Origin of the sequence: Trinickia sp. EG282A, from assembly GCF_040965455.1 — a bacterium.
In the GTDB taxonomy this organism is placed as follows: Bacteria; Pseudomonadota; Gammaproteobacteria; order Burkholderiales; family Burkholderiaceae; genus Trinickia; species Trinickia symbiotica.
Window position 1 is genome coordinate 548,236 of sequence record NZ_JBFRCC010000003.1, and the last position, 22,842, is coordinate 571,077.

The 22,842-nt window shown below is 61.0% G+C and carries 21 protein-coding genes and 2 pseudogenes; 7 read left to right on the forward strand and 16 right to left on the reverse strand.

Features of this window, described 5'->3' with window-relative positions; translation table 11 throughout:
- Positions 1 to 58 precede the first annotated feature (58 nt).
- Entirely contained in the window at positions 59 to 430 is a 372-nt protein-coding gene (locus AB4Y31_RS16980; RefSeq protein WP_368674901.1) for a YciI family protein, read from the forward strand.
- Between the two features lie 325 nt (positions 431 to 755).
- Here the strand turns inward: AB4Y31_RS16980 and AB4Y31_RS16985 are convergent, their stop codons facing one another.
- The 8 genes from AB4Y31_RS16985 to AB4Y31_RS17020 all read right to left on the reverse strand — a co-directional run bounded on the left by AB4Y31_RS16985 (position 756) and on the right by AB4Y31_RS17020 (position 9,251).
- Positions 756 to 1,412, reverse strand: a complete 657-nt coding sequence (locus AB4Y31_RS16985; protein WP_368674902.1) for a hypothetical protein — start codon at positions 1,410 to 1,412, stop codon at positions 756 to 758.
- A 293-nt stretch (positions 1,413 to 1,705) separates the two neighbouring features.
- The gene (locus tag AB4Y31_RS16990) at positions 1,706 to 2,410 is read right to left on the reverse strand and encodes an SGNH/GDSL hydrolase family protein (RefSeq protein WP_368674903.1); all 705 of its coding nucleotides are present in this window, start codon (positions 2,408 to 2,410) and stop codon (positions 1,706 to 1,708) included.
- Positions 2,411 to 2,435: 25 nt separating this feature from the next.
- On the reverse strand, positions 2,436 to 3,293 hold the full coding sequence (locus AB4Y31_RS16995; protein ID WP_368674904.1) for an MBL fold metallo-hydrolase: 858 nt from the start codon (positions 3,291 to 3,293) through the stop codon (positions 2,436 to 2,438).
- A 301-nt stretch (positions 3,294 to 3,594) separates the two neighbouring features.
- The gene (locus tag AB4Y31_RS17000) at positions 3,595 to 5,265 is read right to left on the reverse strand and encodes an ATP-binding protein (RefSeq protein ID WP_368674905.1); all 1,671 of its coding nucleotides are present in this window, start codon (positions 5,263 to 5,265) and stop codon (positions 3,595 to 3,597) included.
- 243 nt (positions 5,266 to 5,508) lie between these two features.
- Entirely contained in the window at positions 5,509 to 6,357 is an 849-nt protein-coding gene (locus AB4Y31_RS17005; RefSeq protein WP_368674906.1) for a sugar phosphate isomerase/epimerase family protein, read from the reverse strand.
- A gap of 54 nt (positions 6,358 to 6,411) precedes the next feature.
- Complete coding sequence (locus tag AB4Y31_RS17010; RefSeq protein WP_368674907.1) at positions 6,412 to 7,575, reverse strand: dihydrodipicolinate synthase family protein; 1,164 nt, start codon at positions 7,573 to 7,575, stop codon at positions 6,412 to 6,414.
- Between the two features lie 16 nt (positions 7,576 to 7,591).
- Positions 7,592 to 8,362 carry a 3-ketoacyl-ACP reductase gene (locus AB4Y31_RS17015; RefSeq protein ID WP_368674908.1) on the reverse strand — a complete coding sequence of 257 codons (771 nt, stop codon included), beginning with the start codon at positions 8,360 to 8,362 and terminating at the stop codon, positions 7,592 to 7,594.
- Positions 8,363 to 8,564: 202 nt separating this feature from the next.
- A complete protein-coding gene (locus AB4Y31_RS17020) occupies positions 8,565 to 9,251 on the reverse strand; it encodes a TetR/AcrR family transcriptional regulator (protein ID WP_368674909.1) in 687 nt (228 codons plus the stop codon).
- A 225-nt stretch (positions 9,252 to 9,476) separates the two neighbouring features.
- On the opposite strand from AB4Y31_RS17020, the gene AB4Y31_RS17025 reads away from it, so the two are divergent.
- From AB4Y31_RS17025 to ligD, 5 genes are all read left to right on the forward strand, one after another.
- A complete protein-coding gene (locus tag AB4Y31_RS17025; RefSeq protein WP_368674910.1) occupies positions 9,477 to 10,988 on the forward strand; it encodes an acyl CoA:acetate/3-ketoacid CoA transferase in 1,512 nt (503 codons plus the stop codon).
- Between the two features lie 45 nt (positions 10,989 to 11,033).
- A complete protein-coding gene (locus AB4Y31_RS17030) occupies positions 11,034 to 11,807 on the forward strand; it encodes an enoyl-CoA hydratase/isomerase family protein (protein ID WP_368674911.1) in 774 nt (257 codons plus the stop codon).
- Entirely contained in the window at positions 11,791 to 12,642 is an 852-nt protein-coding gene (locus AB4Y31_RS17035) for a shikimate dehydrogenase (protein ID WP_368674912.1), read from the forward strand. The genes AB4Y31_RS17030 and AB4Y31_RS17035 overlap by 17 nt, the downstream gene beginning before the upstream one ends.
- A 92-nt stretch (positions 12,643 to 12,734) precedes the next feature.
- Entirely contained in the window at positions 12,735 to 14,039 is a 1,305-nt protein-coding gene (locus AB4Y31_RS17040) for an MFS transporter (protein ID WP_368674913.1), read from the forward strand.
- Positions 14,040 to 14,190: 151 nt separating this feature from the next.
- Positions 14,191 to 15,153 (forward strand): non-homologous end-joining DNA ligase, encoded by a 963-nt coding sequence (ligD, locus tag AB4Y31_RS17045; RefSeq protein WP_368674914.1) that lies wholly within the window; start codon positions 14,191 to 14,193, stop codon positions 15,151 to 15,153.
- A gap of 19 nt (positions 15,154 to 15,172) precedes the next feature.
- Here the strand turns inward: ligD and AB4Y31_RS17050 are convergent, their stop codons facing one another.
- From AB4Y31_RS17050 to AB4Y31_RS17085, 8 genes and pseudogenes are all read right to left on the reverse strand, one after another.
- Positions 15,173 to 15,388 (reverse strand): hypothetical protein, encoded by a 216-nt coding sequence (locus tag AB4Y31_RS17050; protein WP_368674915.1) that lies wholly within the window; start codon positions 15,386 to 15,388, stop codon positions 15,173 to 15,175.
- A 134-nt stretch (positions 15,389 to 15,522) separates the two neighbouring features.
- Complete coding sequence (locus tag AB4Y31_RS17055) at positions 15,523 to 15,804, reverse strand: hypothetical protein (RefSeq protein ID WP_368674916.1); 282 nt, start codon at positions 15,802 to 15,804, stop codon at positions 15,523 to 15,525.
- Positions 15,805 to 15,817: 13 nt separating this feature from the next.
- Positions 15,818 to 15,907, reverse strand: a pseudogene (locus tag AB4Y31_RS17060) (YdeI/OmpD-associated family protein); the annotation flags it as partial.
- A 97-nt stretch (positions 15,908 to 16,004) separates the two neighbouring features.
- Positions 16,005 to 16,142, reverse strand: a pseudogene (locus AB4Y31_RS17065) (LysR family transcriptional regulator); the annotation flags it as partial.
- A 148-nt stretch (positions 16,143 to 16,290) separates the two neighbouring features.
- Positions 16,291 to 17,172 (reverse strand): alpha/beta fold hydrolase, encoded by an 882-nt coding sequence (locus AB4Y31_RS17070; protein ID WP_368674917.1) that lies wholly within the window; start codon positions 17,170 to 17,172, stop codon positions 16,291 to 16,293.
- 75 nt (positions 17,173 to 17,247) lie between these two features.
- Positions 17,248 to 18,330: a lipocalin-like domain-containing protein gene (locus AB4Y31_RS17075; protein ID WP_368674918.1), complete on the reverse strand. Its 1,083-nt coding sequence runs from the start codon at positions 18,328 to 18,330 to the stop codon at positions 17,248 to 17,250.
- Positions 18,331 to 18,418: 88 nt separating this feature from the next.
- Positions 18,419 to 20,995 (reverse strand): FtsX-like permease family protein, encoded by a 2,577-nt coding sequence (locus tag AB4Y31_RS17080; RefSeq protein WP_368674919.1) that lies wholly within the window; start codon positions 20,993 to 20,995, stop codon positions 18,419 to 18,421.
- Positions 20,996 to 21,075: 80 nt separating this feature from the next.
- The gene (locus AB4Y31_RS17085) at positions 21,076 to 21,762 is read right to left on the reverse strand and encodes an ABC transporter ATP-binding protein (protein ID WP_368675317.1); all 687 of its coding nucleotides are present in this window, start codon (positions 21,760 to 21,762) and stop codon (positions 21,076 to 21,078) included.
- Positions 21,763 to 22,126: 364 nt separating this feature from the next.
- Between AB4Y31_RS17085 and AB4Y31_RS17090 the strand changes: the two genes are divergently transcribed.
- Complete coding sequence (locus AB4Y31_RS17090) at positions 22,127 to 22,750, forward strand: DUF1571 domain-containing protein (RefSeq protein WP_368674920.1); 624 nt, start codon at positions 22,127 to 22,129, stop codon at positions 22,748 to 22,750.
- The last annotated feature ends 92 nt before the right edge of the window (positions 22,751 to 22,842 follow it).

Genomic DNA, 22,842 nt, shown 5'->3' on the forward strand with positions numbered 1-22,842 from the left:
TTGTCGATTTCCGATCATCAGCTTCGTCGTCAGTACATCCCCACCCAAAGGACCTCCCATGAAATACCTCGGCCTGGCCTACTTCACCCCCGAAAAAATCGCCGCGATGGCGTCAGACGACGTCAAGGAATTGGTGAGCCAATGCCCTGCATTGGACGAGAAAATGCGCGCTACCGGCAAGGTTCTGATTTCCGCGTCGCTTGGCGATCTGGACAACTGGAGGACGCTTCGCCCGCGCAGTGGCAAGACGCACGTCACCGACGGGCCTTACACCGAGTCCAAGGAAGTCGTGGGCGGCCTGTTCATCATCGAAGCGGATAGCCGTGACGAGGCATTGCGCATCGCGTCCATGCACCCGGCCGCCACGCTGGGCGAAGAAGTCGGATGGGCCGTCGAGCTTATCCCCATGGACTTCTACCTGGCCCGATAAGGGCCTGGACGCCTGTCTCGAGTTTGCGCTGGCGCTCCTGTCTTCACAAACACCTTCGCGGCTCCATGAGTCATCGCGGCGATGTCCCCTTCTGGCCCGCACCTTGACTCACGGTCGTGCGCGACGATCCTGTCGGGTGCGTGTCTCATGCAAAAGGCACAGCCCGACCGATTCTGCGAGGGAGCCTTCCGATGTATGGGCCACGATGGCCGACTAGCGTCCGACGACCGAGCGCGGTGAACTCCTCGGGCGCGATTCTGATCCAAACGGCACGATGGCGAGATTGAACATGGCCAGATCCCGCACGCGGGACGTTACGCCTCAGTCACGGAAGGCCAAAGATCAACCCTCGAATAGCGAAGTTTTCTGGCTGTGAGTCGAGTTCCATGTATCGTGAGATGATGTTGCCTCTACTGATGCCGGGATTTTTAGAAAGAAATAAATCGAGGTCTTTTTCGCTATGATTTGTGGAAAACAAGAGCCGAAAATTTCGGCCCTCACTAATCAAATTCAGCCCGCCCAGATAAGCGATTTCTCCATTCTTGACTGAGAACCGATATATTGGTGCTTTGGTCACATTGAAATAAGCATTCCCTGAATGAGGGACGAAGTAGTACGTTCCGGCCGGAAGGCTTAGCGTTCTTAGGTTGCAGTGCTCACCATTGAAGTCGGACGGGAATGGATAGTCCAAGTTAATTAGCACTTGATCATATTTTTTTCGCGACTCCCCGTTGACTAACCAGAGTGTGGTCGATACGACTGATCGTGTTTCACGAGCACATGTAGAAAAGAGAGCAATCCCCTTGTCATCAGGTGCATTGTTTATATTTGTTACATACCCTCGACCCGTGTGGGCGCAGCCGGAAAACATCAAGAGCAGGGATAGCACGAAGGCTACTATTGGTCTATTCCGCTCCACTTCGGGCCAAGCTTGATTGCTGACGGAGATCGACGCAATTCCAGGATTGTTTTTCATGGACATAAATTTACCCGTGCTTTTTGGGGTTGTTAGGTTAGTTAAATGAGTGAGATTGCAAATTCCCGAGACCCCTGTTTGATCGATGTCAATTAATTGCATCACAAATTAAAGATTGATTGTCAACTATCCAGAGGTTGATGTCGGTTGACCGCTCATGGCCGACTCCTGTCTCATGCGGTCGGCAGAGCCGATCCTTAGCTGGCTTTTCGCAAACCTAAAACTACCATTCGACGCGCAGTTGCACGCTTTCCGCTCTTGCGGCTCGGCGCTGCTTAGACACTGTGTCGTTGAGCTAATTAGCGGCCGGCATGGCTTGCGGTCGTCCTACATACCTCATGGAGTAAATTCCGGTCGATCGTACTCAAGGTATTTTCGGCTGACGTTTCGGGGACTGCCTCAATGTCGGCAAACGAAAAAAGGTGAGTGCACGCCACTAAATATGACCCTACCATCGATGGATGACTTCCATCAGGTTCATATAGGTCGATTTCAGGTCGGAGTCTGCGGAACTGATCCCAAGCCAGGCCGACTGGAATGACTCTAGCTCCGGTCGCTTCAGCCAAACCCCGAAACGCGGTAACAATATTTGCCTGCGACGCCGGATCATTCTTCCGAGCCCATGTCATGTACAAATATGGCTTCGCACCAGCAACTTGAATCGCATCGACGAATCTTCGCACATGTTCTTGCATGCTTTTCAATGCACGGAGCGGTCGAGTGCTTTGGTCCTGCAACACGACCGCATTCCATCTCTGGGCAGTTAGACGCTTTTGAACTTCGCCTCGGTTCCAATGCGCCGCAAGAGATGCTCCGCCAAATGCGATCACATCTGTCTTCACCTGCATGCCGGCAAAGCTTGCCTCAATGAGGCTGGCAAGCATCGTCGGCATATCGTTTCTCGTTGTATAGCTATTGCCAACAAAGAGAACTCGAAACTCGCTGCTCATGGTGATGGGAGATAACGACTTGTCCGCCGATCGATGCGATGACTGCAACGGCATTTCAATGCTCCTCCACCTCGTCCCTTCAGCCTTTTCGCATGCGTGCTACCAACGCGAGCAAGCGAGCACTCATTTCCTTGGCCGGCAAGTGCGCGAGCCAGCCGTGACCAGGAAGCAACCATTCGAAACGATACGCGGCCAGCTTGCCGAGCGATTCGGTGAGCTCGGTCCATGAATACCAGCACGCGTCCCTGAACGCGAAGAGGTCCTGCTCGCGTGGGCTCCAGGCAAGCGAATCACCCGAGAAGAGCACTCGATCATCAAGCAGATACACAACGCTACCCCGAGTGTGCCCGGGCGCCGAGATTGCCCGCACGCCGGCCGTGATGCTCACTGCTGACCCATCATCGAGCAGATCCGTGGCATATGGGGCAGCCGACCTGTCCTCGCGGTGGATCCAGACACGAGCTCCGAATCGGCGCGCGTATTTGTCTGCGTCGGCGACGTCGTCACGATGCGACAAAAGGATGTGCGCAATACCACCCGAAGCATCAAACCAATCCACCAGTTCCGCGGCATACCTCGGTGAGTCGATTAGTAGATTGCCGTCCGGCCTCTCGGCAAAATAAGAATGTGCGCCAAACGACGACCGAGCGTTGAATCCGCAGCGCCACACACCCGATGTGATCTGCTGCGGAAAGATCGCGACGCTCGGGCGAGGCTGCTTCATTTCGCTGCGTACCGATGCCGTAGGACATACCAACACCGCGCGCCAGGCAGCAAGCTGCTCTTCCGGCGCGACGGGCTGCCGAATGAAGACACTCTTGTCGTTTCGTTCCTCAATGAGCCCAGGCGCGACGTGACGCGATGCACCGCAATTGATGCACGCTGTGTCGATGTACCACTCCCCTGGCACGGAGTCGGTATTGCGTGGTGGCTTCATTAGATGCTCTGGTCCTGAGAACGCATGGCAACCTCACAGCTCCCATGATAGACCTTTCAACCGCCCAGACATGGCAGGAGCAAAACACGGAAGTCGGAGGCTCGAGCTTGGTAGCGCTTTACCTCTTGACAGCGCTGGCCGGCTTCCGGGCGAAAGCCAGGACGGCGGGCGCCGGGACGTTGAACACGCCGTCGGACAGATACGGTGCCGCCCTTTCGGCAACCGACTTTTCAATTGTGCAGCAGGCCGTTGCACAATTGCCTTGGTCTCACATCGTGACCTCGGCACCGGACCCTGGTTGTTATGGGCACTGTGGTTGACGCGAGTCATTGTCACTTTTGTTGCTCAGCGCCCCTTCCTGAGCCGCGCTTGGCCCAGATGCGCCGTCTCGCTCGCCGGGTACGGTGAACTGAAAAACGGCGCCCCGAGGCACGTTCGCGCTCAGCCGTAGCATTCCCCCGTGCGATTCCACAATCGAACGACAGATGGACAGACCCATGCCCATTCCGCCCGCCTTCGTCGTATAGAACGGCTCGAAGAGGCGCTCGACGTTTTCGGGGCGGACACCCGGCCCCGAATCGCACACCGTAACGAGGACCGCATTCGGCTCATCCTTGCCGGTGCTTATCGTCAGTTCGCGCGGTCCGTCGTCCACCGCGCTCATCGCGTCGATGGCGTTCATGATCAGGTTCAGCATCACTTGTTGCAGTTGCACTCGATCGCCTTGAACGAGCGGTAGGTCCTCCGCAAGCTCCATCCGCACAGAAACGCTGTTTTTCTCGGCCTCAACGCGCGTCAGGGTAATGACCTCGCGAATCGCCTCGTTGATCTGCACCCACTCCTTATCCGTCGGGGCGTTTCTGACGAGCCCTCGAATGCGGTTCATCACTTCGCTAGCCCGCCTTGCGTCTTTGGTGATACGTTCAAACGCCTGCCGAACCTCCTCCAGATCCGGCGACGGTGCGCTCAGCCAGCGTAGACCCGCCTCGGCGTTGGTGGCGCACGCGCCGATCGGTTGCCTGATTTCATGGCTGATCGAGGCTGTGAGCTGCCCCATGGTCATCACGCGGTTTGCGTGCGCCAGCGCGGTCTGGATCTCGCGGTAGCGGCGCTCGCTTTCACGTGCTTCGGCCTCCGCGCGCTTGCGCTCGGTCAAATCGAGCACGAAAGAGACACCTTGGTCCCCGCCTTCTTCGAAGCTCGCCGCGCCGATCAACACGGGCACCCGGCTGCCGTCTTTCCGGAAATACTCCTTTTCGAACGATTGCAAGTGGCCGGTTCGCTTGAATTCGGGCACCCATTGGTGGACGTCGCGGTCGAGCCATTCCGGCGGCGTCAGCTCTGTCCAGCGGACGCGACCCGATATGAGATCCTCACGCTCGTAGCCCACGATGCGCAGAAACGCGTCATTGGCCTCGATGATCCGGCCTTCGAGGTCCCAGATGAAGACCCCAATAATGTCAGCGTCGAATAGGCGCCGGATCTTCGCGTCGCGCTCTTCGAGTTGCCTGTCCAGTGTCGCTAACGTTCTCAAGTCAGCCTGCAACACGTCCCGCCACATGAGCAGAAGTCTGAGGAAAACCTTGCTGTAACTGTTCTTTTTCCTGTCAAGAACGCAGATGGTTCCGAATATCTCGCCGTTTGGCCAACTGATCGGGACACCTAAGTAAGAAACCATCCCCAGTTTGATATCAGGGTTCGATTTCCACGCTTCGTCCTGCAGAGCGTCAGGGACAAGCAGCGGTTGACCCGTCTTCATCACGGTCTCGCAATAAAGACCCGTGTTCAAAGCCGCGGTTTCGGCCGGCTCGTAAGGATTCCCCGTGGACTCGCTGGATACGAAGACTTTGATGTTCGGAGGCTCTACTTGCATGATCAAGGCGGAAGGAACGCGCATGATTTCAGCGAGTAGATTGACAATCTCTTGCCACTTCCTAACCGTTTCCGGGGGTACTTGGGTGAGATGTGACATGGTCGCATTACGCTGAAGAACGATCGGTCTCGTCAGACCACATTCTTGCGACAGGTGAACGCGCCGTTGCGCGTCCCGCGCCCTGTAACTCCAGGGCGGCTCCTCCCCAATGATGAGCGCCTATCTCGTCTCGAATGGTAGACCTTATTCGGGCCGATTTCGACGCGACGCAGAGACGCATTCGAACGGCGAAGCTGCTACGCGTGTCGTCGAGCCGACCGACCCAGCTTCGACCTCTGTCTTTCAGCAGACGCTTTGCAGCCGATCCGCGCAACATTTGAGAACGTCATCCGGCGGCGCTTTCCACCAAATGTTTCTAGAGAAGATCTCAACCTCGGTCATGCCGCTGTATCCCGCCGTTTCAACCAGGCGTCTGATCTCTTTCAGACCGATCACGCCGTCCCCCATCATTCCGCGATCGAGAAGCATGTCCGTGGTCGGCGTCAGCCAGTCAGACACGTGATATGCGGCGATCCGTGCCTCGCTCCCGGCCGCGGAAACCGTCTCTGCGAGCAGAGGGTCCCACCAGCAGTGGTAGACGTCGACCGCAATGCCGAGAGACTCGTTTTTCGGGTCGAGTTGCCGACAAACGGCCAGCGCCTGTCCGACGGTGTTGATCACCGAACGCTCAGCGGCATACATGGGATGAAGCGGTTCAACAGCGAGTCGTACGCCGACGTTCCTGGCCTCGGCCATCAACGCGGCGATTCCATCAGAGACCATTTCACGAGCCGCGGAGAGGTTTCGACTGCCCGCAGGCAGTCCACCCACAACCATGACGAAGCATTCCGCGCCCAGTTCGGCCGCGTCATTGATCGCGCGAATGTTCGACTGGACGTTTGCCGCCCGCTCCTCAGCCGACGGGGCCGGGAAATACGTCGAACGGCAATAGCCCGTCACCTTGAGTTCGAGGGCACGAATCTGACGCGCAATCTGCGAGACACCCGCTGCCTCCACTTCGTGTCGCCACGGGGCGATGCCACCAAACCCCGCCCTCGCAATGCGATCGATCGTCACGTGCAACGGCTCGCGATGCCCCAGCGTTGCGGTGTTGATCGCGCAACGGTCCAGCTTTCCCCGCAAAGTGTCCATTTCCGCCTCGACCGGTTACTCAATTCCCGTGGCGCCGGAAGCGCATTTTCGTCTCTACGCAGTGCAGCCGAGCGTAGCCATCAGCCCTTGCATTCGCGCTGCCGCCAGTTCAGGGTCGCGCAGCAGGTTGGCCTGATCGGCGAGCCGAAAGACATCCGCCAGATAGACGGGAGGCCTCATGCCGTGATGTCCGCCCAGCATGAAGAAGTGAGGTTGGAAGCCGTTCAGATAGGCGAGAAGGACGACCCCCGTCTTGTAGTACTGGGTAGGTGCGCGGAAGATGTGTCGCGACAACGGGACCGTCGGTGCAAGCAGTTGGTCGTAGCGCGTCATGTCACCTGCTGCCAGCGCGCAAAGTGCCTGCGATGCGGCGGGAGCGATCGCGTCGAAAATGCCAAGGAGAGCGTGTGAGTAACCGACCTCGTCGCCAGCAATGAGCTTGGGATAATTGAAGTCGTCGCCCGTGTACATCTTCACGGATGCGGGAAGGCGACGGCGGAATTCGATCTCTTTTGCGTCGTCCAGCAGCGATATCTTGATTCCGTCCACCTTTGCCTCGTTCGAGGCGATGACTTCGAGACACACCTTTGCAGCGCTTTCGCAGTCGGAGTGGCCCCAATAGCCAGCCAGTTCCGGATCGAATGCTTCGCCGAGCCAGTGAAGGATGACCGGCTTGTCACAGGCCGCCAGCACTTCCCGATAGACACGGATATAGTCGCCCGCGCCATGCGCCACACGCGCAAGCGCGCGGCTCGCCATCAGGATGATCTGGCCGCCGGCGCGCTGGACGCTCTCGATCTGCATCAGATAGGCCTTGATCACATCGTCGCACGAGCGCGCGTCGCTGGCGGGCAGATGATCGGTGCCGCAACCGGACGCGACCCGCGCCCCTGGGATGTCGCGCGTTTCGTTCAATGTGCGGACGATCAGTTCTTTCGCCGATTCCCACGACAGACCCATGCCGCGTTGGGCGGTGTCCATCGCCTCCGCGATGCCCAGACCCTGCTCGAGAAGGTAGCGGCGATATTCGATGGTCCGCTCCCAGTCAATCGCGCAAGCCTGCCCGAGTTCGCCGCTGCGAAGAGGGTCCGCCACGACGTGCGCAGCGGAGTATGCGATGCGGTTGAATGGTGCGACCGGCTTCACGACTTGCAGCGGCGTGCCAGTCACACGGTAGTCAACAAGCGCGCCGTCCCGCGTGGGAAGTTTGATTTGCATGACTTGACTCTCGAAGTCAGTATTTGGAAACGAGAAGGCCGCCATCGACACGGATCGCCTGGCCAACGCTGAACGGCAAGCCGCCCGTCGCAAGCGTGCGTACCGCGACCGCGACTTCTCTCGGCGTGCCCCATCGTTTGATGGCGGTCAGCCCGTTTTCCATGAGCGCGTCGTAGCGGGCTTTGGACGGAGCGGTCATTTCCGTTTCGATCAGGCCCGGCTGTACCTCGAAGACGCCGATGCCAAGCTCGGCGAGTCTCAGGGAGAACAGCGTGGTCGCCATCGAAAGGCCTGCCTTTGAAACGCAGTACTCGCTGCGTTGGGGCGACGCTGCAACGGCGTTGGACGAAGTAATCGTGATGATCGAGCGACTGACACCGCCCTGCCGCCCTTTGGCAACTCGCCGGCCGAACGCCTGCATCAGGAAGAACGTGCCGCGGGTGTTGACGTTGAGGCAGCGGTCATAGCTCTCGGGCGTAACGTCGAGTAGGTCGCCACGCGACATGACGGAAACACCGGCGTTATTGACGAGACAGGTAACGGCGCCAAGCGAATCCTCGACAGTCTGGAGCAGCGCGTCGTGTTGCGCGATGTCCGCGAGGTTCGATGTCAGCGCCATACATCCAACGCCGGCGCGCTCGATGTCGGAGCGCGTGGCTTCGAGCTCGTCCGAATGTTCGACGTCGGTGATCGCGATGTCGAACCCGGCATCTGCTAATTCGAGCGCGATCGCTCGTCCTATTCCACGGCGCGATCCCGTGACCAGCGCGACCTGGCGTTGCTTCATGTCTCTCTCCTGCATTGGCATCTGGTACGTCACGCGCTACGGATTTCTTCGCGGTGCGGCCGAAATCCTTAAGTAACGATCCAGTTCGTTATTTAACACTCGGCACCGCACGAAGTCAAAAAAGGGTTTTCCCTTACCGAAGCGGAAAACCCTGCGAGAACGAAAGCTGAGGCAAAAGGGAAGGAGGTCGATGTCGCCGCGATCAGCGCGGGCGCAGGAGGCTGAACACCGTGTCGATGTTGAATTCGAGGCGCTTCTGAAGCGCCTCTTTCGAAACGAAGTCGAAGCCAAAGATGACTTCGCCGGTGAAACGGTTCGTCAGGTAGTAGTACCCGATGGCGGCCAGTGTGAGATGCAGCTGACTTGCATCGACGCCGGGCCGGAAGTCGCCCGATGCCACTCCCCGGTCCAGAATCCGCTGGAGCATGTCGATGAACCCTCGGTGCAGCTCGCGGAACCGACGGGATTTCTTGATGTGGCGCGCCCGATGCAGGTTCTCGCTGTTGACCAGCGACATGAACTCGGGGTTCTTCAGGTAATACTCCCAAGTGAAGGTCATCAGGGTGCGGATGGCTTCTACAGGCGGCAGATGATCGAGTGCGAGCTTCTGTTCCTCGGTCCGGATGTCCGTCCACGCCTCTTCAAGAACGGTCGTAAACAGCTCTTCTTTTCCCTTGAAGTACTCGTAGATCATCCGCTTGTTCACGCCCGCCTTTTCCGCGATCGACTCGATCCGAGCGCCGCCAAGGCCGACCTTGGCAAATTCTGCTTTCGCTGCGGCGATGATCTTCGCCTGTGTCGCGATGGGGTCGCGCGTCCGCTTCGCGCGCTGCGGCAACTTTCCGGCAACGGGTGCTTCGCTGAGTCCGTCGACTGTCGTCGTTGGCATCTTGTCTCTTCAACCCAAAAAATTGAACGGTAACTGCAGACCGACTGCAGCGGCATTGGCGGTTCCATGTCACGCCCCCTTCGAGGCACGCGCCCACTATCGTAAACCCGATTATCGCTCACGAACCCTTGAAGACCTCGAGATCGCGTGACATCATTTGCGTTAAGTAACGAACCGGTTCGGTTTTAAGAGAATGAACCGGGGTGTCGAGGATAAGGAGGCGATGTGAACAAGTGGATGAGCGCAGAAGCGGCGGCGGCTTCGATTCCTGATGGCGCAACGATCGCGATTACCGGCTCCGGTGGCGGTCTCCTTGAACCGGATGCCGTGCTGGCCGCAATCGAAGCGCGCTTTCTACAGACGGGCCACCCCTGCAATCTCACGGTGGTTCATGCCTTGGGTGTCGGCGATGGCCAGGGCAGCGGTCTTGGCCGGTTCGCGCACGCAGGCATGGTCAAGCGCGTCATCGGCGGCCACTGGGTGTGGTCGTCCGCCATGCAGGCCCTGGCGGAATCGGGGCAGATCGAGGGATACAGCTTTCCGGGCGGAGTGATCGCCACGCTGTTCCGGGAGATCGGCGCGGGGCGTCCGGGCGTTATCACGCGGGTTGGACTCAGGACCTTTGTCGATCCCCGACTGGGTGGAGGCAAGCTCAACGCGGTCACCACTGAAGACCTCGTCGAACTGATCGAGATTGGCGGCGATGAGTATCTGCGCTTCAAGCCCATCAAGATCGACTTCTCCATCGTCATGGCATCGTCCGCCGACGATCGCGGGAATCTGTCCACGCGCCGTGAACCCGCCGACCTCGACATCTACGCCGTTGCACTTGCCGCGCACAACAGTGGCGGCAAGGTGATTGCTCAAGTGAAAGGCAAGTCCGCAGGTCACGTGCCCGCACGTCTCGTTCGCGTGCCGGGTGTCATGGTAGACGTCACGGTTGAAACCCCCGCTCAACGGCAGTGCGCAATCAGCGACTATGACGCCACGCTCAGCGGCGAATCGCTCGGCGAGACAGCTGACCCGGACATGCCCGAAGGTATGCGCCTGATCGTTGCCGAGCGTGCAGCGCAGGAACTTGGCACGAATCAGTCAGTGAATTTCGGATTCGGGTTCCCCGGCGCCATCCCCGCGGTGCTGGCGCAGCAAGGTCGCGGCTCGGAATATTGGGGCTCGGTTGAACAGGGCATCCATCGTGGGGCCATGCTCGATGGCCCGATGTTCGGCACCGCGCGCAATGCTGATGCGATCGTGCCGAGCGTTGATCAGTTCGACTTTTACAGCGGGGGCGGCATCGATATCACGTTCCTCGGCATGGGCGAGTTCGACCAAGAAGGAAACGTGAATGTTTCCAAACTGGGTAGCACCGTGGTTGGCCCTGGCGGGTTCATGGACATTGCCCAAGGCGCCAGAAAGATCGTCTTCTGCGGCGCATTCGAAGCAAAAGGCCTGCGCGTTCGGAGAAAGAGCGACGACACGCTCGAAATCGTCTCGCCCGGCTCGGTCCCCAAGGCAGTGAAGACCGTTCGACACGTGACGTTCAGCGGTCTTCAGGCGCGCCTCGACGGCAAAGAGGTTTTCTACGTTACCGAGCGCGCCGTGTTCAAGCTCGACCCGCTTGGTGTGCGCCTGATCGAGGTAGCCAAAGGCATCGATTTGCAGAAGGACGTGCTTGCCCGGATGGAGTTCGCTCCCTTGGTCGATGAGCACCTTCTCGAAGCGTCAATCGCCCATTGAACTGCGAACCGTACTGGCCTTTAGCCGAATCCAGAGGTATCTCTCATGCAGCAGGAATCCGACGTCATTTTCGCCATCGAAGGCGCGGTTGCATCGATCACGCTCAATCGGACAGCGCGACATAACGCGCTGACGACGGGCATGCTGGACGACATTGATCGGTACGTCGCGACCGTCGAACGCAATGACGAACTGCGCGTGCTCAAGTTCACTTCGAACAGTCAACGATTCTTCTGCAGCGGCGCCGACATCAACGAATGGGGCGACATCGACCCGCAACAGATGGGCACGCGATTCATTCGTGATGGGAATCGCGTCTTCCGAAGGATCGCAGAGCTTGATAAGCCCACGATCGCGGTGCTCTCGGGCAGCGCGCTGGGCGGCGGATTCGAACTCGCGTTAGCCTGCGACTTCCGCTACGCAAGCGTCGACGCGCGAATCGGCTTCCCGGAAGCGGCGGTCGGCGCGATTCCTGGCTGGATGGGCTGTGCCCGCCTCTCCGAACTTGTCGGTGCCACGCGCACCCGCGAACTGATTCTATTGGGCGAGCCGGTCGGGGCAGCCATAGCGGCTCAGTGGGGTATCGTCAACGAAGCGCTCCCAGCGGATGAACTCGCAGCTCGGGTAGACGCCGTTTGCGCGACGCTGCAGAAGCGGTCAACCACTTCCCTCTCAGTTGGCAAGCGACTCGTCCGGATGATGGAGTCGGGGCAGCGCGAATACGCACATGAGCTCGCAGCATCAGTCTGCAAGGCGTCACCGGACGCCGCGGAAGGTGTTGCTGCATTCCGCGAGAAGCGTCATGCAAACTTTGGTTGATCCGGCTACCGCGGGCTGTGCACGCTCGACCGGATGGATCGACGGCGATACCAGGATTGTGGTGATCGTCGCCGACCCGATCTCACAGGTGAAGTCGCCGCAGTTCCTCAATTCGCATTTCGCACAGCAAGGCATCAATGCTGTTCTGGTGCCCGCGCACGTCACGCCCGACCGACTGCATGAGGCCATTTCGGGCTTCGCAGCGTTAAAAAACCTGGCGGGCGTCGTGATTACGGTTCCCCATAAAGTCACGGCAGGTACATTGCCTGACGTGCGGATGACTGAGCGTGCCGCGGCAATTGGAGCGGTGAACTGCCTCCGGAAGCTGGGAGACGGAGGTTGGCTCGCGGACAACTTCGATGGAGAAGGCTTTGTCATTGGCCTTGAACAGCAGGGTCTATCTGCGTCCGGGCGGCAGGTCCTTGTCGTCGGTGCAGCCGGCGGTGCGGGCCGCGCTCTCGCGAACGCGTTATGCGCGGCACAAGTTGCGGTGCTGAGGCTCGCCGATATTCGCGAGGAAGCGGTAGATGTCCTGGCGGCTGAACTTCGAAGCCGGTATCGGCACGTGGTTATCGAATTGGCAGAAGCCAGCGCGAATCCCGCCGACGACCTGATCGTCAATGCGTCCCCGGTCGGCATGAGTCCATCGGATTCCATGCCGATCGACCTATCGAATTCCAAGAGGAACGCCGTTGTCGCAGACCTGATCATGAAGCCGGAGCAAACCCTCCTTCTTCAGCAGGCTTCTGCTCTCGGTCTAAGGACACACCCTGGCCGACATCTTCTTCTCAGTTCCGTTCGGCAAATGGCGAGGTTTATTGGCCTAGTTCGTTAAGGCCGTGGCTGCCGGCACAGGATGCTCAAAGAACCGGCATATCGGCTCGATGCAAGCGCAATCAGGCGCGTTCAAGGAGACAGGAGTAAGACATGGAACTTTCGAAATATCGTTGGCGCGTTTGCGCGCTGCTATTTTTCGCAACGACGATCAACTATCTCGACCGTCAGGTTCTCGGATTGTTGAAGCCCTCGCTTGCGCTTCAGTTCAACTGGACTGAGACACAATACAGTTACATCGTCGTCGTGTTCACGGCCTGCTACGCGATCGGGATGCTGCTCTCGGGCAAGCTCGTCGACAAAGTCGGCGTGAAGATCGGCTACGGTGTATGTGTCCTGCTTTGGAGCATCGCAGCTTGCGGCCATGCGCTCGTGCGTAGCACATTGGGCTTCGGTGTCATGCGCGCACTCCTGGGCATTTCGGAATCCGGAAGCTTCCCGTGTGCCGTCAAAAGCGTCTCCGAATGGTTTCCTCGCAAGGAGCAGGCGCTCGCCGTCGGTATTCTGACGGCGGGAACCAGCATCGGCGCCGTCGCAGCGCCCGCGGTCGTCCCGTGGCTGGCGGCTACATACGGCTGGGAGGCCGCTTTCTTCGTGACGGGTCTGACGGGTTTCGTATGGCTCGGCTTCTGGTGCGTCATGTACCAGGCGCCGCTGAAGCATAGGAAGGTCACGAAGGCAGAGCTCGAATACATCAGCGAGGACGCCGCTTCGCCTTCCACCGTCGAACCGGCGAAGGTACGTTGGGTCTCGCTATTCAAGCTCCGCCCGACATGGGCCTTTTTCGCGGGCAAGCTGCTGACCGACCCGATCTGGTGGTTCATGCTGTTCTGGCTGCCGTCGTACTTCAATTCGCGTTTCCACCTCGATCTCAAGAATCTTGGCCTTCCTTTGGTCATCGTCTACATCTCCACGTCGATGGGTAGCATCGGTGGCGGCTGGGTTTCCTCGGCGCTGATCCGTCGCGGGTGGTCGGTCACGAAAGCACGGCAGACGACGATGCTAGTACTCGCGTTCCTGGTCACGCCGATTGCGATGTCTCCATGGATCAACGATATGTGGGCGATGGTTGCGCTTCTGAGCCTCGCCGCCGCCGCCCATCAGGGATGGTCGGCCAACCTGTTCACGACGGCCTCGGACATGTTCCCCAAGGCAGCGGTCGGCTCGGTGGTGGGTATCGGCGGACTCGCGGGTGCGCTCGGCGCAACGCTCTTCCCGCTCTTTGTCGGCGCCGTCCTCGATCACTTCAAGGCGCTCGGGCACATCAACGCGGGCTATAACATCCTCTTCGTGATCTGTGGTTCGGCTTACCTCGTCGCGTGGGTCGCCATGAAGGTGATCCGTTCGTCTAACCAGACAGTCGATATCGCGCAACTGTCGCCGAAGGCAAGCGTGTAACCGACCGGGGCGATGTGCCGGGCACAGTTGGTGCGCAATGTACGCGGGACGGCCTACACGTTGTGGCGCGTGTGTCAGGAGGAAGCGCATGGGGAGATGGAGCAAGGCTCGTCCGCGACCCGCTCAACGATCGCCTGACGTACCGGGTGAAATGCCGTCAATCATCGATCCCGAGCTCGCCACACTCGTTAGCGCGGCACCGGGCTATGGCGATTGGTCGTACGAGATCAAATTCGACGGCTACCGGATGCTGACGCGAATCGAGCACGGAGAAGCGCGGCTCTTCACTCGCAACGGACATGATTGGTCGGCTCGGTTGCCTCATCTGCGCGACGTCGCCGCCGAGATCGCCGTCGACAATGCATGGTTCGACGGAGAGGCAACGGTACTCGACGCCGACGGAAAACCCGACTTCAACGCTCTGCAGAATGCGTTCGATCGGCATCGGACGCAAAGCATCATCCTGTTCGTCTTCGACCTGCTATGGCTCAACGGCCGAGATCTGCGCGACGAACCTCTCCGCGCGCGGCGGCGCGTCCTTCACGACATGATGGATAGCATCCAAACGCCACTGCTGCGGTACTCGGAAGACTTCGCCCAAGACCCCGAATCTCTTATTGCTGCGGCGTGCAAGATGAAGTTGGAGGGCATCATCGGCAAACGCGGCGACTCGCTCTACCGGTCCGGCCGTTCCACCGATTGGATCAAAATCAAATGCCACTTGCGGCAAGAGTTTGTCATCGGTGGCATCGCGCGTACGAAGGGCGCAAAAGCCGGCGTCCGCTCGCTGCTGCTCGGTGTCTACGAACCGGACGGAGCGTTACGGTACGCGGGCCACGTGCGACCCCATCTGACGCCGCGTCAAAGCGCGTCCTTCCAAGCTCGAATAGAGCGGATAAAGCGCGTGCGTTCGCCATTTCGCAACGCGCCAGCACCTGATCGTGACCAGGAGTTTTCATGGCTGAAGCCCGAGGTCGTCGCCGAGGTTTCCTTTCTCGAGTGGACGCCGACCGGTGAGATCCGGCATGCGTCGTTCGAGGGAATCAGGGAAGACAAGCCGCCTCGTGCGGTCAACCGGGAATCGGCGGTTGCTTCGGCAAGCCGCAAAAGATGACCGAGCGTACGCGGCGTCATCAGGCGGCGTCGCCCTTCAGTTCTCCATGCTTGCGTGAGTGTGTCGCCGCGTACTTCAGCTCGTAATGGGCACCCTTTCCGCTTCTGGTTGGCGGAAAATGCTCTCCCTCGACGCACGTCACTTCGAAAGTACCTTTACCGTCGTCGCGGACGACAGAATAGATGCCAGACGTCTTGACGATCTCGCCCGGCTTGAAAGAGTTGTCGCCTGCCATTTCATGCTCCTATCCGTGGTTTTCGCGCATTTTGATCAGCAACGGATATGCCTCGGCACGGACGATGCGGCCACGGACCTTTGTGCTAGGCGCCCCCCGAGGAGAGATGCGGTTTCTGCTCCTGCGTCTCACTCTTACGCGTTGTTTCGCTCTCGTCTTGCGCGCGCGATGCCGCGGGCGAGTAAAGCGACGATAGCGACCGCGATAAGGAAGCTCACAACGAACATCGCCGTTTCCACGATCGCGCCGTCCCCGTGTATTCCGATCGCGTTGCCCGCGAGGAACAGCGGTTTGAAAGCTTTCCACGCGCCGTGATACAGGAACAGGTCTTCAAGTGGCTGGAAATTCGCCAGAACAAGGTAGACGGGTAACGTCAGTAGAACGCCACCGCCCACGACTGCCAGCTTGCGTTTCATCGGACGGTTCGATCTAGGGATAAATAGTTTCGCCGCGATTGAGCATGCCGATGAACTCTTCGATCTTGCGCGCCCGTGTTGCGGGCTTTTTGGCGTTTGAGACGAGGCTCAGTCATGAGGTCGTCCGAGTGGTTGCATTCAGGCAGCGAGGCTGTTGGTTCACTGAAACATCGCAGACTACCGACTTGTGCGGATCTGTGTCATCGGCCGTCGAATCTGGCCGCTAGATTGTGCCTGTCAAACGCGTCGACGACAAAGTCGATGAACACGCGCGTTCTCGCCGGCAAGAGCTTCTTGTTCGGGTAGTAGAGCGATATCGGCCCCTGCTCCGCGTACCACCGTCACTGGCGCGAGCTTGACCATCGACGGCGGTTTCAACGCTTGATCGCCGAAGAAGATGGCGAAAGTCACGTGGGGCGGCTTCGCCTTCGAGGCCGCCATCGCGATGATTGGCATGCGTCAGCCCGATTTGGCCCGACGCCCGCTTCATGAGTGCGCTGCCAGGAAGTCAAGCACGCGCTCACTGAATACGCGAGGATTGGCGCGAAACATGCCATGACCTGCGTTCGGAATTACCGTGTTCGTGACCGATCTCAAGCAGGGGCGCAGGGACTCTTGCATGTAGCCGTAGATGGCTGGGCTCTTATCGCCGGTGACGAGCAGAACCGGCGCGAGAATCCGGGCCGCATCGTTACAACGAAATGGCTGACGGTCGTCATCCAATAGCATTTTTGCGGTCCATGCGTTTGCCCGCCAGACGTTGCGTGAGGTCTCGGATGCGGCAGTCCATGCGCCAGGGCCTCCGACGCCATTGATCCAGAGGGCAGCCCCGCCATCCAAATCACCCTCGCGGAAGCGATCCTGCATCGATCGAACTAGCGCGGTGCGTTCGTCCACGGCGGCTTGAACTTCCGGTCGACTTGCCAATAGGGTATTCAGGGGTGCGGGGTCTGCCAGAACAACGGTACGAACCAGTTCGGGATGTGCAGACGCCGTGAGGAGGACTACCGCGCCGCCGCGCGAATGTCCGAGAAAATGAACTGGGCCGGCGCCAAGCGCCCGGATAAATGCAGCTAGATCGGCCGCATGCTGGCCGAGCGTGGCATCGTCGTCCTGACCATTCCACGGCTCGGGGTAGGAATGCCGGAGGCTGACTGAAATTGTCCGGTAGTGCTTCGATAGTAATGGGATAACCGGCTCCCAGTTTCGATAATCGCCAAGCGTCCCATGCACGAGGATCAGCGGTATGCCCTGCCCGCTTTCTACATAGGCCATCGGGTAGCCATTCACCTGTAGGACCTTGACGTCAGGCGGTAAGTCCCACGATCGCGGCGCCACATGTTCGCATGACGTCAGGAATGCAGTCATGAGTACGATGCCAAGGAAAACACGCCTCACGGTGACCTCCGCTCGCCTCCCGATTGCCTGAATATAAACCCGTCGCTATAGCTCGACTCGCTGAACATATCCCGTGAGCTCGAGATAGCCACGTCCTACCGGTTTTGCAGCGCTTGTTCTTGCCGAATCGAAATTGCCGATTGCCGCACCAGCTTGAAACGCCGTCACGGCTCCCTCCCAATACACTGCGCCGGTGCTCGCCCGGCTGTCGAATTCCTGATCGTCCATGAGCGGTACGAGCATCAGATGCAGGTCCTGCGCATCGACGCGCATCGCCACCGGATAATCCGCGCCGGTATGCGGCGAACGCCAACGGCGTAGCGGCGTGAAGCTCACGCTGTCCGGGGATAGGGCATGCGTGCTTCCATCGGCGGCGCGCAGCGTGCCGCCTGCCCAGAACTTGCGGCCTGCCTTGTCACGGATCTGGAAGGCCATCAGCGCCCCGCCGTCATCGAGATCGATGCCGATCCAATCCCAGCCGACCGCAACCTCCGCGAGCGGTGCCGACGACCATTCGTGATCGAGCCACGCCCGCCCGCGTACGCGCTCACCATTCCCGGGTGAATGACGGCTACGCTTGAGCACGCCGTCGACTCGCAGCCACGGCTCGCTGTAGTAGTAGCTGGCCTCACTCGCAAGCGGACCTTTGCGGCTATACCCGCCTGCACCGTTGAGAAGCACCGGTTGCGTCGGCTCTAAAGTGAAGGCGAACGCAAAGCCGGAGGTGGCGACGTTCAAGCGGTAGCGGCCGTCCGCGTTGCGCTCGAGCGACCAGTCGTCGATGTGAACGGCGGTGTCCGTCTCGCTCGCGTCGGCCAAACCGAAGCCACGGCGCGCAGCGCGCTGATCATGCTGAAGGCTGCCCGCGCGCGGATCGCTCAGCGCCACGTTGGCAAACAGCAATTGATTCGGCGCGAAGCGGCTCGGATTGGCGTCGTCGAGAGCCGGGCGCGAGCGAAAGAACGTCGCTTCGAAGCCCATTGATGCGTCCGCGGCGGCGCTCGGCGTGGCATCCGCTGCCGCGTTGGCATCGGGTTGCAGCCAGCCGGTCACGTACCACCATTCGTTGCGATAGCTCGAATGCGCGCCATAGTCGCGCGGGAACACCAGCGGCTGTCCGTTCACCACGATTGGAAACTCCGGCGTGCGCGCCCACGCAGCGCTTAACGCCTGCGCGGCTAGCGGCCATAACAGGAACGTGCGCCTTCTCATCGCGTCACCAGTCTTCGCGCACGGCGCGCACCGCATCGACCGACATCGCCGCGCGAGCACTCAAGAGCGCCGTGAGCGCGGCGGCAACGACGACCGCCGCCGCCAGCGCGGCCAGCAACCCCCACGGCATATGCACGCCCATCGTCCAATGAAACGACTGCGGGTTGACAACGTGCACGAGCACGATCGCGAGACCGTAGCCCAGCGTCAGGCCGGCGAGCACGCCGAGCAGCGCAACGAGCGCGCCTTCCATCGCGAGCATGACCGCGATTTGGCGCCGCAGGACGCCGATGTGCCGCAGCATGCCGAACTCGCGCTTGCGGGCGAGCGCTTGCGCGCCGAAGCTCGCGCCGATGCCGAATAGTCCGATGATGACCGCTACCGCTTCCAGCAAATAGGTCACGGCGAAGCTGCGATCGAAGATCCGCAGGCTTGCAGCCCGGATATCGCCAGGCTGCGCGAACTCGAGACGCTGCCCACCGGGCACGCTGGCGCGCAAGCGTGAGATCGCTTGCGCCGGTGCCACGCCCGAGGCAAGCCACAAGGCGGCATCGGTCACGCGTGTGTCGTGAGTCAGCCGGCGATAGTCGCTTGCGTCGATCACGATGGCGCCGAACTGGCGTGCATAGTCGCGCCAAATGCCGGCCACCGTGAACGGCAAACGCTGCCCCGCCAGCGGCAACGTGATGCGCTGGCCCCGATGCATCCCATACAGATCGGCGACCGCCTCGCTGATCCACACCGGCGGCGGATCGCCGGCTGGCGGCACGAGAGGCGCAGTCGTCAGCGGCAGGCGAGCGGCGGGATGGCGAGGATCGATGGGTCGCGCGAGCAGGCTGACGGGCGGCAGGCGAGCGTCGAGCGATATTTGCGTGGCGCGAAGAAACTCGACGCGCGCAACGCCGGGTGTGGCGGCGATGGCCGCCTGATTGCCCGGCGATAGAAATGCGCTGTCGCCGCCGGACGAAGCGCGCAGATAGAGCGGCGCGGGAAGCAGCAGCTGCAGCCAGTCGTCGACCGCGACACGAAAGCTCGACACCATGATCGCCATCGCCGTCATCAGGCTAAAGCTCGTGACGATACCCGCCAAGCCGATCGTCGCGCGGCCGGGGGCATTGGCCAGCTGCGACAGCACGAGCTGCGGCAATGCATGGCTCGGGCGGGGCAGCAAGACGAACACGGCGCGCGCGACGGCCGGCATCGCGAGCACGCCGCCCAGGAGCAACAGCGCGATCGAGAGATACCCGAATACCGGCAAGCCGGCCACGGGCGGCAATAGCGCCGCTACGAGCCCGGCCCCGATCGCGAGCAGCGCCGCCGCGACGGTCCGCTTCGCGCGCAGCCGTGCGGTCGGCGCTTCCTCGTCGCCCGCCTTCAGCGCTCGCGCGGGCCGCGCCCGCGCCGCTTCGAGCGCCGGCGCGAAACTGCCGAGCACCGACGCGCTCACCCCCAGCCCCCAAAAAATCGCCGCGGGCAGCGCATCGAAATGCACGCGCGGCTGAACGCCTTCGAAATAGCCGCCGCCGAGATCGCCGCCCGCATAATGAAGCACGGCGGCCGCGAGCGCAAAGCCGATGGCGAGACCCGCCGCCGCGCCGAGCATGCCGAGGAATGCCCCCTCCGCGACGACGAGCCAAAGCACGCCACGCTGAGTCACGCCAATCGCGCGCAGCAGCGCAAACTGCGCGCGGCGCCGCAGTACCGCTAAGGCCTGCATCGTGAAAACGAGGAATGCGCCCGTGAACAGCGCGACGAGCGCGAGTACGTTGAGATTCGCGCGATACGCACGCGAGAGCATCGACGTGCGGTGTGCGTTGTCACCTGGCGTGACGGCGGCGACGCCCGCAGGCAAAAGCGCTGCAATCGAATGCGCGAACGCTTCGGCGTCAACGCCTGGCTTGAGCTTGATGTCGATGCGCTGAAGCGTGCCGAGCCGCTGCAAGCGCCATTGCGCGGCGCCGATGTCCATCACGCCGACGCGCACCGCGTCGCCTGATGCCGGCAGTACGCCCGCGACGCGCAGCGCGATCGAAGCGAGCCCGACCTGCACTGTCAGCGAATCGCCGGGCTTGAGCGAGAGCCAGGTCAGCGCGGCAGGCGAGAGAAAGACGGTGTCCGGGTCGAGCAGATCGAGGCTGGTGCCCTTCGTGCCCTTCGTCCCCTTTGTGCCCTTCGAACGATTGGCGCGATCCGTTTGCTCCACGCGCCCGACGAGATTCGGCGTGACGTAGCCTGCGCGAAACACATCGACGCCGAGCAGCTTCAATGACTCGTCGCGTCCCGCGACGCGCGCATCGACCTCGGTGACTGGGCTTGCCACCGCGACCTCGGGCAAGTTGGCAATGCGCGGGAACAGCGCTTCATCGAAGCCCGCGCGCGGGCCGCGCAGCTCGATATCGGCGTTGCCCATCAGCGAATTGACGGTGGCTGACAGCTCATTGAGTGCCGCGCGATTGATCAGCTGCACGGCGTAGCCCATGGCGACACCCGCGGCAATCGCGAGAATGCCGATCAACGTGCGCAGCGGATGCCCGCGCATTTCGCCGGCGATGAGCGCCGCGCCGACTCCGCCAGCCGGCATGCGATTGCCCGGGCGGCGCGATGAGCGCGGCGAAGCGGAGTCCCGCGATGGACGTACGGCGCCAGGCCATCGCATCGCCGCTATGCTCCGCCCGCGCCCCGCGCGTACGGCCCAAGCCCGTCGGGCGTGAGCCGCAACACGCGGTCGGCGGCAGCTGCCACGGCCGCCGAGTGCGTCGCGAGCAGCACGCCCGCGCCGTTTTTTTGCGCCAGCTCGCGCAAAAGCGCGAGGATGCGCATCGCCGTGTCGTAATCGAGATTGCCGGTGGGCTCGTCGGCCAGCACGAGACGCGGCTGATGCACGAGCGCACGGGCGATCGCGACCCGCTGCAATTCGCCGCCCGACAATTCGCGCGGCAGCGCGCGCTCGCGTCCGCCGAGCCCGACCGCGAGCAGTAGGCGCGACACGCGCGCGGGCGCGTCTTTCGCGCGCATGCCGTTCAAGAGCAGCGGCAACGCGATGTTCTGCGCCGCCGACAGGTTCGGCAGCACATGAAACGCCTGGAACACGAAGCCCATTTTCTGGCGGCGCTGCAGCGTGGCAGCGTCGTCGTCGAGCACGGCGAGATCTTGTCCGTCAAAGACGATTTGACCGGCATCCGGCCGGTCGAGTCCGGCCGCGAGATTGAGCAGCGTCGATTTGCCGACCCCCGATTCGCCCATGATCGCGACGCATTCGCCTGCCCGCAGTTCGAGATTTACACCGCGCAGAACGTTGCGCGGCGTGGTGCCTGCGTAGTGCTTCGACACGTTGGCGAGCGTCAGCATCATGGGCCGTCACTCCCTCAATCGCCGTTGTGACTCGCCGCGCCGAACCGTTAGCGCAGCAGAGTTCGGTGCTCGATTCGGAAAGCCAGACTCCGCCCGGACGGCCCGTCGTCTGGCTCACGTTCGCGTGGTTGCCTTGCAAGCACGCTGACGAGTTCGATTGTTGCACTTATCGCGGTTTGCCGCTGTACATCACGATTTGTCGACGCGTCGCTGGCCTCTGCCTCCAGCGCAAAGCGCTTGGCCGCGCACGTCGATGGTCACCAGGTGCTCTTCCTCCTTGTTTGCGACGCGCTCCGCATATTCGCAGGGCGGCCCAGGCGCATGCAGGTTCGCCCGCGCGAGCATTGCTTGGTGCGGAGCAATGCGCCAAAATCACCCGATGACGAACGCGCCACTTCCGGACCGGGATTTTGTTTCCGATGCGCAATCACGCTTCGATGCGCTCGAAAACTATCAGGTCACGCTCAAATCCATATCGGCGGGGGCGGAACCGGTCGAGATACTCTATGGCTACCGCAAGCCAGGTTTCGTTCGCATGGACTTCATCCGTCCCCATGCCGGCGCGACACTCACTTACAACCCTGAAAGCCGGAAGGTAAAGCTCTGGCCATTTGGTTTCGACACCATTCCGACGCTAGCGCTCAGTCCCGACAATCGCATGATCCTGAGCCCGCAGGGTCATCGCGTCGATCAGTCCGATATCGGCGCACTGCTCGTCAACGTCCATGAGCTTCAACTGCATGGCGACACGCAGGTCGTCGGCGCTGAAACGATCGGCATACGTCAAGCGTCACATGTAATCGTGACGTGCAGGCCCGGGCACTTAGCGACGGGCGTGTTCCGCTATGAGCTGTGGTTCGATGTCAGCCATGGGCTGCCCATCAAGGTCGCGAGCGAGGGCGCGTCACACGAGCCGATCGAGACGGTGCTGATGGAGGACCTGCGCATCGACGTGCCAGAGTCGCAGCTCAGGCCGTTTGAGTAGTCGCGCGGGCGAGCGGTCACCCGACCATGCATTACCCGGGGCGCGTACCGAAGCTCGGTACGGCACGGTATGGACCGATCTCAGCGGTCCCT

Excerpts from the sequence above, each read along its gene's own strand:
- AB4Y31_RS16980 (WP_368674901.1), top strand. The coding sequence starts at position 59 with ATGAAATACCTCGGCCTGGCCTACTTCACCCCCGAAAAAATCGCCGCG.
- AB4Y31_RS16985 (WP_368674902.1), bottom strand. The coding sequence starts at position 1,412 with ATGTCCATGAAAAACAATCCTGGAATTGCGTCGATCTCCGTCAGCAAT.
- AB4Y31_RS16990 (WP_368674903.1), bottom strand. The coding sequence starts at position 2,410 with ATGCCGTTGCAGTCATCGCATCGATCGGCGGACAAGTCGTTATCTCCC.
- AB4Y31_RS16995 (WP_368674904.1), bottom strand. The coding sequence starts at position 3,293 with ATGAAGCCACCACGCAATACCGACTCCGTGCCAGGGGAGTGGTACATC.
- AB4Y31_RS17000 (WP_368674905.1), bottom strand. The coding sequence starts at position 5,265 with ATGTCACATCTCACCCAAGTACCCCCGGAAACGGTTAGGAAGTGGCAA.
- AB4Y31_RS17005 (WP_368674906.1), bottom strand. The coding sequence starts at position 6,357 with ATGGACACTTTGCGGGGAAAGCTGGACCGTTGCGCGATCAACACCGCA.
- AB4Y31_RS17010 (WP_368674907.1), bottom strand. The coding sequence starts at position 7,575 with ATGCAAATCAAACTTCCCACGCGGGACGGCGCGCTTGTTGACTACCGT.
- AB4Y31_RS17015 (WP_368674908.1), bottom strand. The coding sequence starts at position 8,362 with ATGAAGCAACGCCAGGTCGCGCTGGTCACGGGATCGCGCCGTGGAATA.
- AB4Y31_RS17020 (WP_368674909.1), bottom strand. The coding sequence starts at position 9,251 with ATGCCAACGACGACAGTCGACGGACTCAGCGAAGCACCCGTTGCCGGA.
- AB4Y31_RS17030 (WP_368674911.1), top strand. The coding sequence starts at position 11,034 with ATGCAGCAGGAATCCGACGTCATTTTCGCCATCGAAGGCGCGGTTGCA.
- AB4Y31_RS17035 (WP_368674912.1), top strand. The coding sequence starts at position 11,791 with ATGCAAACTTTGGTTGATCCGGCTACCGCGGGCTGTGCACGCTCGACC.
- AB4Y31_RS17040 (WP_368674913.1), top strand. The coding sequence starts at position 12,735 with ATGGAACTTTCGAAATATCGTTGGCGCGTTTGCGCGCTGCTATTTTTC.
- ligD (WP_368674914.1), top strand. The coding sequence starts at position 14,191 with ATGCCGTCAATCATCGATCCCGAGCTCGCCACACTCGTTAGCGCGGCA.
- AB4Y31_RS17050 (WP_368674915.1), bottom strand. The coding sequence starts at position 15,388 with ATGGCAGGCGACAACTCTTTCAAGCCGGGCGAGATCGTCAAGACGTCT.
- AB4Y31_RS17055 (WP_368674916.1), bottom strand. The coding sequence starts at position 15,804 with ATGAAACGCAAGCTGGCAGTCGTGGGCGGTGGCGTTCTACTGACGTTA.
- AB4Y31_RS17070 (WP_368674917.1), bottom strand. The coding sequence starts at position 17,172 with ATGACTGCATTCCTGACGTCATGCGAACATGTGGCGCCGCGATCGTGG.
- AB4Y31_RS17080 (WP_368674919.1), bottom strand. The coding sequence starts at position 20,995 with ATGCCGGCTGGCGGAGTCGGCGCGGCGCTCATCGCCGGCGAAATGCGC.
- AB4Y31_RS17085 (WP_368675317.1), bottom strand. The coding sequence starts at position 21,762 with ATGCTGACGCTCGCCAACGTGTCGAAGCACTACGCAGGCACCACGCCG.
- AB4Y31_RS17090 (WP_368674920.1), top strand. The coding sequence starts at position 22,127 with ATGCGCCAAAATCACCCGATGACGAACGCGCCACTTCCGGACCGGGAT.